The organism is Mesorhizobium sp. M0052, assembly GCF_040323255.1.
In the GTDB taxonomy this organism is placed as follows: Bacteria; Pseudomonadota; Alphaproteobacteria; order Rhizobiales; family Rhizobiaceae; genus Mesorhizobium.
This window is the reverse complement of sequence record NZ_JAMYUS010000028.1, coordinates 46,861-59,107: the sequence shown is the minus strand read 5'-3', so window position 1 is coordinate 59,107 and position 12,247 is coordinate 46,861. Positions and strand designations below refer to the sequence as shown.

Genomic DNA, 12,247 nt, shown 5'->3' with positions numbered 1-12,247 from the left:
CTTATCCGAGCGCCTCCTCCAATGGCTTGGATAGTCCAGCGACCCGCATCCGCTCGTCCAGAAGTCCGCTGGTCAACAGATGCCTGATATGGCCGATACGCTGGAAGCGCGGCCCCTCGAATTCCTCCAGCGTGACATTCGACTTCCGGTATGCCTGGTAGAGTTGCTCGGCACCCTTGCGCGCATCCCATTGTGGCCTGAAGGCAGGCAGGGCAAGCGCGATCTTGTCGAAGTTGACCCGATAGGAGCGTTTGTCGGGTCCGGCGTCGGGCGCGAGTTCAAGCCGGCAATCGGGCACGATCTCGGCGACGATCTCGGCGATGTCCCGGATCCTGTAATTGTGGTCGGTTCGTCCCACGTTAAAGGCTTGATTGTGAATGGCCTCGCGGGGCGCCTCCAGCCCGGCAATGAATGCCCTGGAAATGTCCTCGATATGGACAATCGGTCGCCACGGTGTTCCATCGGACTTCAGGAGGATGACGCCTTTGGTGACCGCCCACGCGACCAGATTGTTCAATACGATGTCGAAACGGAGCCGCGGCGAGAGCCCATAGGCCGTGGCGGGCCGGAAATAGGTGGGAGAAAAGCTGCTGCTGGCCAGTTCGGAAATATCCCGTTCTGAAAGGACCTTCGACCAACCATAGGGCGTGACCGGATTCAGTTCGCCAGTTTCATCGACCATCCCGTCGCCTGCCTGTCCGTAATTGCTGCACGACGAGGCGAACAGGAAGCGCGACACGCCGGCGTCCTTGGCCGCCTTCGCAAAGCGGACGCTGCCCTTATGGTTGATTTCGTAGGTGATGTCCGGATCAAGGTCGGAGAGCGGATCATTGGAAAGAGCGGCAAGGTGTATGACGGCATCGAACCCTTCTAGGTCGCGCGCATGCACGTCCCTGACATCCTTTTGGATGGATGGAATTGAAGCCCGCTCGCCCCCAGCGGCAAAGGTGCAGCGCCGGTAGAGATCGCTGTCATAGCCCATCACCGAATGCCCGGCACGAAGCAGCATCGGCACCATCACCGATCCGATATAGCCTTGATGGCCGGTTACCATGACTTTCATCGCGCATCTTCCTCAAGCAGATAGTGATGGTGCAGAGCCTACCGAGGCTCAAAGAGCTGGGCGAGAACGCCAATAGGCGGTCGGAATGCCCTGTTGGACGAGGCCCTGCCGCCGAATAGGTCATTCGGTTGGTGCGCGCCTAATCCTTTCGGATGTTGTCTCAGGGACCGCCGAAACCGTGTTTTTGGAGCTCGAGTCCTACGGTCCGAACACGAACAGCGCGCGGCCGGCCTCGATCGCGATGGCCTGCCGGCCGTCCACGGTGAACGAGATCGGAGCGGCTCTCGTCTCTCCGCCAAGCGGCACGCGCCAAAGCTCCTGGCCGGAGGCGGAGTCGAGCGCGAACAGCACCCCTCCGGAGGCGCCGAAAACCAGCCCGCCGGCGGTCGCCAGCAGGCCGCCGTAACCTGAGTCCTTTGCCGTGGGGGAGCGGAATTCCCATTTCCTCTCGCCAGTCGCAGCATCGAGCGCACGCACGGCCCGCACCGGCGGAGAAACCCACGCGGCCCCGCTTGCGACAAACAGCCCCCCCTCCCCTCGTTGGACATTGTCCGGATCGGTTTTCGTAAAAATCGATGCCCCTTCGGTCGTCGGCACGAAGACCAGCCCTCGGCCTTGGTCGAAGGCCGGATTTTGCCAGTTCGTTCCTCCGCCGCCCGGCCGTATGAGGCGCCCCTGGGTCGAAGCGCCCGCCGACAGGACCGGCCGCCCCGCGTGATCCAGGCCATCGGCCCAATTCTGCTCCACGAAGTTCACGCCGGTCAGGAATTCCCCGGTGACCCTGTCGAGCACATAGTAGAATCCGTTCCTGTTTGCCCAGCAAATAACCTTGCGTTTGACGCCGTTGATGGTGAGATCGGTAAGGATAGGCGTCTGGTTGGAGTCCCAGTCGTGTTCGTCATGGGGCGTGAACTGGAAGTGCCATGCGAGCTTGCCGGTGTCCGCATGCAGCGCGACCGCGCTATTGGTGTACAGGTTGTCGCCGGGGCGTACGTCGCCATTATAGTCCGGGCCCGGGTTGCCCACGCCCCAGTACACGAGATCGAGCGATGGATCGTAGCTACCCGTCACCCATGTCGGGCCGCCGCCGGTTTGCCAGGCGTCGTTCTTCCACGTCTCGTGCCCCGGTTCGCCAGGACCGGGGATGGTGTTGAATTTCCACAGCTGCTTGCCGCTCGCGGGATCGTAGGCCGCCAGAAATCCGCGAATGCCGAACTCGCCGCCGGCAACGCCGACCACGACGGCATTGCTTGTGGCCAGAGGCGCCCCGGTCATCGTGAAACCTTCGGAGGGCTTGGCTACCTGGGTTTCCCACACCTCCTTGCCGGTGTTGGCATCCACCGCGACGAGGACGCCGTCCAAAGTGCCCAGGAACAGCGTGCTGCCGAGAACGGCAACGCCTCTGTTTACCCTGCCGCAGCACATCGGCAGATTATCGGGCAAAGGCCTGTCGTACTTCCAGATCACCTTGCCCGATATGGTGTCGAAGGCAACGATGCCGGCAGGAGGCACGCTGGTGAAGAGCGCTCCGCCGATGACAAGCGGCGTCGCCTCTAGAACACGGTCATCGGTGTCGAGCTGGCTGATCCAGCGGACACGAAGCCGGGGCACATTGTCCTTTGTGATTTCGGAGAGCGGCGAATAGCGCCGACCGTCCAGCGAACCCGAATAGGTCAACCATTGGCCCGAATTCGGAGCAATCAGATCGTCGCCCTTCACGCGGATATCAAGATGGGGCGCGTTGTCGTCGCTCGTGGCCGAAGTCCTGGCCTGGAGCGATCTGATATAGCTTACGACCTTCCAACGGTCGTCGAACGGGAGATCGGCGTGGGACGCCATGGAGGTTGCGGGAATACCGTCGCGCACGACCTTGTAGATGGCCAGGTCGCTGTCGCCGTGTCTGAGTGGCCGGTCGAGAAGCGGAGCGTGTGTCCCCGATCCATCGTGGCAGGCCGCGCAGTTCCTGCGAAATATATCGGCGCCGCTGGCGCGATCCTCCGCACTGACAAAAGGATTGCTGACGGCGGCATCCAGGGAGCGCCCTTCCGTCACCGTCGTGGTCAAAACGAACCCGCTCGAAGGGTTCGTCATCTGAAGAAGCTCCGACCAGGACAAGTCCGGAACTCCCCCAAACACCTTACGCGTATAGAGCTGGACTCTCCAGGTTAGTGAATGCCATATCTTTGTACTTTTCGCCTCATCTTCGGGCTTAGGCATATTATTGTATAACACAAATCCACCCACCACTGCGATGAAAACAGAAATCATCGCAGCGTACAAAAATCGTAACTTCCATCTTCTCTTGGCGGAATGTGCCATCTATCTCGGCATTTTTCCTGTCTGCCGCGCATTTACTGTCTTGCTTGTTATCACGCGAGCGAAGCGGTCACATCGAGACCCCTTTCCAGTCAGCCACCGACAGGAGTCAAGGGACAGACACCCTTATCGTCCCGATACGGTTGGTCGACGGATGGTGCATGTCAAGGGACTTTCCCAGCAAGCGGGGCCCGCCCGCAAGAAATGCAAAAGGAGTAGCCGCACGAAGACGTAATCCCTAAGCCCTACGAATGGGCTCCTAGCCGCATTGCCTACGCAACAAGAGTGGTAGTTCGCGCAGGAAAAGCCGGCTTGCCGAGGGCAATCCGTAGGCGGCGAGATGCTTTCGAGACCCTGCGGGAGCCCCGGTGATCAACACGCCGGCTATCGGTGCCCTGCCCGCACGCATCGACCGCACGAGGTCATTCAGCACGTCCATGGAGGTTCTGCCCCATCCGGCGACCAGGATTGTGCCATCGAGAACCGGGTTGACCGCCAATTTGGAAGATCCCGAAGCGAACGAGGGGAGGACCACGATGACAATATCGTACGTTTGCAATTCGGCGAGGGCGCCGTGCATCGCCTGCGGGACAAGCAGTTCACCGGCGCTAGAAGACAAGCATGGAAGCAGATCGAACTTCCGGTTCGGCACAGACACTATGCTCGACGTGATGGGGCCTGCCGCCCGCTCGCCAGCGGCAGGCAAAGCCGTCAGCAGCATCCTGGTCAGATCCGGACGAGAGGAGTTCGCATCGAGGAGCAGCACGCGCTTGCCGGACATCGAGTAGAGCGAAGCGAGGTTGATCGCCGTCAAGCATTTGTCCTCGTCCTCCGCCGTCGATGTGATGCCCAGCCATTTCATGGGATGGGTGCCGCCGGCGAGGCTGATCGCGGTCTTGACCCGTCTTAGGCTGTGGCTGAGGGGCGAATATGGAGAATTCGTCACCTCGTCCGTTCGGCCGCCACGTCCTCTCCGTCCGAACGGCGGCAACTCGCCCATGCATTCCAGCCCAAGCCCCTCACGGACTTGCCGCGGCGAACGAATGGTCTTGTCGAACATGTTCCGGATGAAGGCTTGGGCCACTCCGACCATGATGCCGAAGAGAGCGCCGAAAGCCAGCATCAGCGAACGTCGCGGATGGCTGGCTGACGGCGATGGCGAAGCAGGCGTGATTACCCGCAGGTCGGCAATCGGATATGTTTCCTGGTTGAGCGAACTGGTGTGCGCCTGCAAGAAGTCGCGGTACATCTTGCGGTAGATGTCCGCGGTAAGATCGAGTTCTTCGAGCGTAGACTCATGCATCTCGCCGCTCGCATTCTCCATCGCCTTGTCCTGGACCGCCGCGTCGCCCGACGGTCTGCCGACGCTGTAGTCGTGCCGGGCGCGGAACTCCTGGGCCATCTGCGTGGCGTTGTTCATTTGGCTCCGCAATTCCTCGAGACGTTTATCGAGCCACGCGCCATCCTCATGGGCCACCGCTCCCTTGGCCCCCAGCTGTTCGAGCACGAGGGCGTTCGCGGTGGTGTTGGCTACCCTGGCCGACAATTCGGGGTCGTGGGAGCTGAAGGAGATTTCGATCGCGTAGGAGCCACCCAGCTGACGGATGTCGAGTCCGTTCTGAAAGGCCTGCATCGTATGGCGAGTGCGCCTGAATTCCGCGATCTCGGACGCCGTGCCGTCGGCGCTGCCCGAAGGCGGTTGTCCAGCGCCGGCGGATTCAGACCCACCGGCAGCCGCTCTTGTCCGCAAGCCCAGCGTTTTCAGCACAAGCGCGCCGAATTGGTCAAATCGTTCGGCCAAGGTAAGACTTTGCGGCCGATTGAACGTCGCGTCGTCCCGCAGGTTGAGTGAGTCGATGACCATCATCGCGGTCCTTTCCGACCTCATGAGGGCGATCCGACTTTCGATCTGCGCTGTATCCAGGGACACGTTGGCTTCGCGCGGCTGCTGCTGGAGCAGCTTGGCGAGGTTCGGCTCGATGAGGATCTGGGTGCTCGCCGTGTAGGTCGGGTCCGTGGTCACGACGTAGAACCCCGCCGCGAGGATGCCTGCCGCCAGGCAACCCGTGATGGAGCGCGCGTACAGCTTCAGGAAGCCAGTAATGTCAGAAAGGCCGATGAATTCGCGGTCGATGGGATTCTCCCAGCCGGACGCGGGCGGCCACTGCCCGGATATCGCCGCATGTCTGGCGACAGCCGGATCATGGATCAGTTCCGGGGATTGGTATCCCTGCAACGACCGTTCGCGGGCATGCCTGTTCCTGCGGGCGAGCGCCCTGGCCGAGGCGACGACGGCGAGTGCGATGAAGAAAACGATGCCGGGATCCGCGCTCCCGCCCGAAATGGAGGCGGCGACGATTCCTGCCAGGGCGCATGCCCGGACGGACGATACCACCGCGTCCGTTTCGCGATCGACGTAGGGCCTCAGTCCTCCCAGTCCACGGATCAGCACGCCCAGGAGCGTCGCCATCATCAGGCTGCCGACGAAGCCGAGCTGCGAGACGACGGCAATCGGCCAGCTGGAAGCGCGCGAGCTGCCGAACCCGACGCCCAGGCCGCTGGTGTCGGCGAAGGACTGGAGGCTCTTGACGTTCCAGTAAGTCCGTTCGTGACCGGAGTCCGTGCTGCCCTTGCTGATGATGGTCGAGTCGATGAGGTCGATAACCGGATCGAGGATCCGTTCATCGTAGACGATGATCGCCATCACCGCGCAGACCCCGATCGTCAGGAGCGCGACGATCAGGATTTCATCGGCAGTGACACGACCGGCCAGAAACGAACGTGCGAGGGAAAAGGCAACGGGAAGGCTCAGCGCGGCCAAGCCGACATATGCCGTCGACGACGTGGAAAGCAGCAGCAGCAGCAGCATGGCCGCCGACAGCCAGCTGGCCAGCCGAGAGCCTGTCTTGCGCCAGTAGACGTAGCAAAACGACAGGCACGCCAGGGACGCGCCGCCGAAGGCCGATGCTTCGGAATACGCTCCGGCAAGGCGGAAGAAACCCGACTGGATCTGGTCCGTGAGCATCGCGTAGCTGGCGGTCCGGATCACCAGCAGAAGGTCCCCGGCTCCCGCGAACTTGCCCGCCAAATCGAGCAGTCCCATGGTCACATGGAGGACGCACCAGACGAAAAAACCGCGCCGGATCTCGTCTGTCCTGTCCTTGTTGAGGAGCAGGACGCAGAGGGCGATGACCGTGAGGCCACCAAGAATGAAATATCCGGTTTGCGAGATGTTGGACGAGACCGGCCCGAGCGAGGCCTCTACTACGACGCCGTGGCGCGTGGTGGATTGGACGAACGCGCTGGTCTGTCCCGCGAACAGGCGCGGGAAAAGCCACGCTCCGGCCGCCGCATAAAACATAAGACCAATGAGAACCCATACGGGCCGGATCTTGCCGAACACATCGCCGAGGTCCTGCCAGATCCGCCTCCTGGCGGCGACCCCCATCAGCAGAAGAGCGCCGAAGAAGGTGTAGATAAGCGGCGACGATCCGCCCAGCGAACTGAGCGTCATCAGGGCCGTTGAGCCGAAAGCCAGCGATGCGATAAGCCCTACGATCAGAGGCGCCCGGTAGTAGTAGGCCAGCAGCAGCACCGCCACGCAGACAACGAGACCGGCAGGCGAGATCTGCATCTGTCGTCAAGCCCGCCCGAGCCGGCCGCAGCCCTGCGTTTCCTTCATATGGCTGGCTCCCCGCGCATCGGCACGCATGTCATAGTTTCCTGGGCTGGCCACCCGCGATAAAGTCCCGGTCCGGGCGCGGCGCCGATGCCTGACTTTTCGGGAAACAACGCCTGGCCGGCAAGCGTGGCAATGGGAGTAGGAGGCGGCGACAAGGTTGAGCGCACTATCCTTTTGCCGTATTGCCATACCTCCATAAGCCTATCCATCGGCTCTTTTCGGATCGTATGGACCTACTTCGACGACATGGCGCCGTCCGGCTCCGGGTTCACGGCCGCCGCGTCACTGCGAAAGCAAGGACAGTATCTTTCGCCTGCGTGTGTATCTGCGCCAAGGATACACCCACTTCATGCGAAATCTGTTGCGCTCCCGATGGGAAAGACCCGCAACTATCTGCGCCTTTGGAGGGACCGGAAGCGTGACGCTGCAGTTTCGCAGCACCGACTCCGCCTGGCGATAGAATTTGTTGAAATACTCATCCCAGGGCCAGCCGGGTGCGTCCCACGGCTTGGGCGCGCCGACGAAGTGCCAGATCGTTGGCTTGAATCCCAGCTCGCGCGGATCCAACGCCATCATGTATTCGCTCTGATAATTGTAGCGAAGAGGCAGAAAGTAGACGTTTCCCTGCGCCGCGTGATTGAGCGCGCTTTGATCGGACGCGATGCAGCGGTCCGGATGCTCACGCAGAAACTTGATGGCCGACGATGCTATGGAATTCCACGCATTTTTCGATGCATATATTACGCCTGAATTGAAATATGCCGTCGGACTGCAGCCCAAATCTCTCAGATGGGCTATGTCTTTCCCTTTAGACAGGCTCATTTCATCAATGTAAATTCTCATGAAGTCCGGTACCGCCATCAGACCGTGCTCGGGCGGCGAAATTGCCAACAGGCTGTCGAGCTCGTCGTCCACCATGGTGTCGCCGTCGATGTACAGAAGGCGCCCAATATCCTCTTCCAACAACGAGCCGATCCACAACCGTGCCAGCGCTATCGGGGGAACGACGTCACGGTGAAATCGGGAGAGTTCAGCCAGCTGCGGGAAGCTCGCCGCCTTGATTGATATCTTCGTCCCGGAAACAGCCGCGCCGAATTGCTGTAACCACGCCTGTTTCGCATTGACGACGAACAGATAAATGGAGATGTCGCCGCCAGTATGGGCATCGGCGGACAATGCCGTTGCGAACGTCGGAAGAAAGTAGTTCTGGTCCGTGACCAGAACCACCGCTGCCTTGCCGGGGGTTTTTTCGCGTTGGTTCTGTTGGGCAAATGGCAAGGTCACGATCAGATCCGACATCTATTGCCCAATCGATGTTGAGCGCTTTGCAAAATTCCGAGAAACACGGCTAAGGGCGCGTCGCTCCAAGAACCTCCAAGATGACCCGTCTCGCACGTTTGAGGGAGCCGTCCGCCGTGAACAGATGACCGATGGGCGGCAGAAACATGGAGGCCGGGTCAAGCCTCCGGCCGAATTTGAAAAGTTTGGCGCCGGCCGCGCGCTTGCCCCTTATCAGATGCGATAGTGCCGACCAGTAAGCGGCCGCCGCCAGATGGCGCCGGACCATGCGATGAAGCGCCGGCGCGTTGGGCATGGTGCTGCCTTCGTGAGCAAAGAAGCTCTCCAGCACGGTTTCATACTCCTGCAGTCTGCGGAGCCCGTCCTGCCACATGACTTGAGAGATATTGGTCGTGTGTTCGCGCGTTATCGCCAGCGGCACGGACAGCTCCGCAACGGATCCGAAGCGGGCCAGGCGCAGAGCCATCTCCAGGTCGTCGAGCAGAGGGACCGACGGCCGATAGTGGCCGACTGCCTTCTGCACCGATGTCCGCACGAGCATGGCATGGGCGGTCAGGTTGAATTTCATCTTCCGGCAGCAGGTCTCGATCAGCCGGTTGCCATCCGTCAGGGTCCAGCCGTCGGCCTGCGCAGACAGGGTGGGAAGGTCGTTCCCGACCCATGGCGCCATGTGCTTGCCCAGCACGAACGATACCTCCTTGAAGCGGTCGAGGAGCGCCATCCCAAGGCGAAGAGCTCCCGGCATGAGCAAGTCATCGGCGCAGAGGATCATGAAATAATCGGCGCGGGCCAAATCCACGCCTTCGTTGAACGAAGCATGGGAACCGACATTCACCGGATGCCAGATGGCCTCGATCCTGTCATCCGTCGCCGCCAGCCGATGCGCCACCTCGACGCTGTCGTCGGTGGAGGCGTTGTCGATGATGACGATCCTGACATCCTCGACTCCCTGGACAAGCACGCTTTGAACGCATTGCGGCAGGAAGTGCGCATAATTGTAGCAAGGGATCACAATGTCGACGCTGGCCATCAATCAGAACCTCCGATGAGGATGAGGATTGCCAGGCTCGCTGGCGTCCTTATAGGCTTCTTCAGCATTGTTTCCATCGATGATGTTGCTCGCACGAGTGAGACCGCAACAGACTAGCATTTCGACGTCATTGTTGACCTTCAGACGATGGATGTAGCCCCTACTCCTGGTCCGCAACTTTCGGATGAACGCCGGTTGCGCATTGCCTGGAGGCGCAATGCGGGCGATCAACACCATGCGCTTCAACCGATCACGCCGGAGAGGAGGCAGGCGTCCTGCCTGTCGACCTGCTCCCTGAACTCGACGAGACGCTCGCCAATTGCCTGTTCGTGCTTTTCCCTGGCAGCCGCCAGCTGCGAAAACTGCGCGATCAACGTTTCGACATTGAAGGTCTCGACATGCTGGCAGTACTCGCCCAGGCCCATTTCTTCCATCAGCACATCGTTCTTCCTCGCGTAGCTCAGCGAGATGGTCGGCCTGCGCATCATCAATGCGCAGACGATGTTGTGGAACCGCGTGGCGACGACGATGTCGGTCAGCGCCATCTGCCCCATGACGTCGCCCAGCGAATGGACCTGTTCGTGCGCCAGCCTCGAGCCGGGCCGCAGGTCACCCACGGCCGCCCGGAGCGCGTCGACGGCGATGCTGTCTTCTTCGTCGCCTATGAGAAGCCGGACATCGTGGCCGCTGTCGAGGAGGTGGACGACGAAACGCGCCAGTTTGCCGATATATCCGGTAAGGATCGACTGACCGCCTTCGGCAAAGCCGTACCAGCCGCGATAGGCCATGATGCCGACGCCCACCTTCAGCGCCTCCGGCCGAGTCCGAGGAGATCGAATTGGCGCGGGCAGGCTGAAGGCGAGGTCTGGATAGATCGCGTCTCCACGGGTGTCGAAGCCGACGCTTTCCATGAATTCCCTGGATTGCAGGTCGCGGTAGGACCGGTAATGAGCCAGGCGGGCCGCCGACGTCATCAGCAAGCGGCTCAGCCGGTTCCTGATCGGGCCGGCCCCGATGCTGACAAAGGCGATGCGCGTGCCGACGAGGCGAGCGGCGAGACACCATTTGAGGATGTCGTAAGGCATGCCCGCCGGCCTCTCCCCGAAATCGTCCAGGATTCCGGTGCCTGGGAAGATCATCACGTCGGACTTGCGGATGCGGCTAACCGTCTGCGCGAAATCGGCAAGTTTTCCGGGGATTTTCAGGAGCAGCCGGTTGATGCGTCCGGACAGGCCCGCCGCAGGCCCGTTCCGCCGGATCGGCGAGGTCTCGATCCCAAAAGTCCGTTTGACCACCTCGGGTTCGCCGCAGACGCATGAAAGGTCCGCCTCGGGCCTCTCTCTCCTCAGAAACCCGACCATTGCTTCTAGCGAACCTTCATTGCCGAAATTGCCGGAGCCGAAGAGCCCGAACAATGTTATTCTTCGCGGCGCCCGGAGCACCTCCGTGCGGTGGCCGCTTGGCTGACGGGACGCCGCTCCGATCGCACCGGTGCTCGCCAGGCTGTCAAAGCTGTCTGCGGCGTCGTTCCTGGCGGTCATTGGCTTTGTACCGGTTGCGTACGGAGTTCCAGCATCCAATCGGTGTGATCGCCTTTTGGCGGCCCGAAATACCGGACATTCATGGAAAACGGTGACCCGGGAGCCGCCTCGCTCCCTCCCGTGGAAGGATCGATCCAGCGAGCCGAGACTTGCGGCCCGGCGAGCTTTTCAAGGTCGAGGGTAATGCCCCTCCCGTTGGGAAGGTAGACGAGTGCGAACGACCCATCCTTGCTCCGCGCCGACATCGTCCGGGCGTGGTAGCTGCCCTGTCCCGCGATGAGGAAGTCGTTTCCCGTATCAGGTTCGAGTTCCCACCATCTGATCGACGAAAAATATTGATGGAGAACCTGCATGCTCCTGGCCCCCGGACTGTCGAGCGCCTGCTGCCAGGTCGTGTCCGCCGGCCAGAGGCCCGGACCGCCGAAGTGCCAGATCGGGTTGTTGCCGAATATTTGTCCCGAAGCGCCGGAAAGAACCGCCTGGTAGGCCTGCACCCGCACGCGGTGCGCGTCCGCGCCGAACTCGTTTTCGTAGGCGCTCTCCATCAGGAAATACGGCATCTCGCCCGAGGCGTGCTGGACAAGCGCCGCCGCGTGGACGGGCTCGTAGGTGTAGACATTGTCCACGGAAAGCCACGGTTCGCCCCGCCAGTAATCCAGAGCCGCCGTTTCGGGCGCGTTGTGCACGGTTTGCAAGGCATTCGGGTCGATTTCCCGGATCCCTTCCGCGACCGCCCTGACCAGGCTCTTGTCCGGCGGATTGTAGTCGCCGCCCTCCACCCAGATGATGTTTCCGAGGCCGCCATAGCGCTGTCCGACGAATCGGCCGTAGGCTCGCAGGCTTTTCTCGCCGCCGGCGGCCATCTCCTGGTACCAGCCCTGGTCCCCTCCGCCATAGCCGAGATAGGAAGGAACGAGCAGCACCACGAAACCGAGATCGCGCGCCCTGCGCAAGACCCAGTCGGCATGCCTGAAATAGGCTTCGTTGGGGGCGCTGAAGTCGCCATCGCGAAGGAAAGGGCGGTCGCCATAGGCATTGGCGGGAGCGTTGCGGGCAAAGCGATGCTCGATGAGGTTGATCAGCACCGTGTTGAACCCGCGTGCCCGCCGGTCACGAAGGTAGACATCCGCATCCTCGCGGGTCAAATCGGCGATCAGCGACCACGCGGCGTCGCCATTGATCAGAAAGGCACAGCCGGCAGCGTCTTCCAGATATCGCTTGCCGGGTTCCACGCGCAGAGGGAACGGCTGCTGGGCCGCCATGGGCGCTTCGCAGGCATGGCCGACCAGGGTCGTCGCAGCCAGCATGCAAAATGC

Annotated in this window: 7 protein-coding genes; all 7 read right to left on the bottom strand. The window is 61.5% G+C overall.

Annotated elements, in window-relative coordinates; all coding sequences use genetic code 11:
* Position 1: 1 nt before the first annotated feature.
* The 7 genes from NKJ77_RS28385 to NKJ77_RS28355 all read right to left on the bottom strand — a co-directional run bounded on the left by NKJ77_RS28385 (position 2) and on the right by NKJ77_RS28355 (position 12,238).
* Entirely contained in the window at positions 2-1,063 is a 1,062-nt protein-coding gene (locus tag NKJ77_RS28385) for an NAD-dependent epimerase/dehydratase family protein (protein ID WP_352536126.1), read from the bottom strand.
* Positions 1,064-1,261: 198 nt separating this feature from the next.
* Positions 1,262-3,154 (bottom strand): outer membrane protein assembly factor BamB family protein, encoded by a 1,893-nt coding sequence (locus NKJ77_RS28380; RefSeq protein WP_181171470.1) that lies wholly within the window; start codon positions 3,152-3,154, stop codon positions 1,262-1,264.
* Positions 3,155-3,638: 484 nt separating this feature from the next.
* Positions 3,639-7,013, bottom strand: a complete 3,375-nt coding sequence (locus tag NKJ77_RS28375; protein ID WP_352536125.1) for a GumC family protein — start codon at positions 7,011-7,013, stop codon at positions 3,639-3,641.
* A 330-nt stretch (positions 7,014-7,343) separates the two neighbouring features.
* Positions 7,344-8,360 carry a glycosyltransferase family 8 protein gene (locus NKJ77_RS28370; RefSeq protein ID WP_352536124.1) on the bottom strand — a complete coding sequence of 339 codons (1,017 nt, stop codon included), beginning with the start codon at positions 8,358-8,360 and terminating at the stop codon, positions 7,344-7,346.
* Between the two features lie 49 nt (positions 8,361-8,409).
* Positions 8,410-9,390, bottom strand: coding sequence for a glycosyltransferase family 2 protein (locus NKJ77_RS28365; protein ID WP_023781621.1), 981 nt, complete (start codon positions 9,388-9,390; stop codon positions 8,410-8,412).
* Between the two features lie 242 nt (positions 9,391-9,632).
* Positions 9,633-10,751, bottom strand: coding sequence for a polysaccharide pyruvyl transferase family protein (locus tag NKJ77_RS28360; protein WP_502904435.1), 1,119 nt, complete (start codon positions 10,749-10,751; stop codon positions 9,633-9,635).
* A gap of 176 nt (positions 10,752-10,927) precedes the next feature.
* On the bottom strand, positions 10,928-12,238 hold the full coding sequence (locus NKJ77_RS28355; RefSeq protein WP_352536122.1) for a glycoside hydrolase family 140 protein: 1,311 nt from the start codon (positions 12,236-12,238) through the stop codon (positions 10,928-10,930).
* Positions 12,239-12,247: the final 9 nt, after the last annotated feature.

Bases quoted from the DNA above. Each gene is read 5' to 3' on its own strand.
- NKJ77_RS28385 (WP_352536126.1), bottom strand. From the start codon at position 1,063: ATGAAAGTCATGGTAACCGGCCATCAAGGCTATATCGGATCGGTGATG.
- NKJ77_RS28380 (WP_181171470.1), bottom strand. From the start codon at position 3,154: ATGACGAACCCTTCGAGCGGGTTCGTTTTGACCACGACGGTGACGGAA.
- NKJ77_RS28375 (WP_352536125.1), bottom strand. From the start codon at position 7,013: ATGCAGATCTCGCCTGCCGGTCTCGTTGTCTGCGTGGCGGTGCTGCTG.
- NKJ77_RS28370 (WP_352536124.1), bottom strand. From the start codon at position 8,360: ATGTCGGATCTGATCGTGACCTTGCCATTTGCCCAACAGAACCAACGC.
- NKJ77_RS28365 (WP_023781621.1), bottom strand. From the start codon at position 9,390: ATGGCCAGCGTCGACATTGTGATCCCTTGCTACAATTATGCGCACTTC.
- NKJ77_RS28360 (WP_502904435.1), bottom strand. From the start codon at position 10,751: ATGGTCGGGTTTCTGAGGAGAGAGAGGCCCGAGGCGGACCTTTCATGC.
- NKJ77_RS28355 (WP_352536122.1), bottom strand. From the start codon at position 12,238: ATGCTGGCTGCGACGACCCTGGTCGGCCATGCCTGCGAAGCGCCCATG.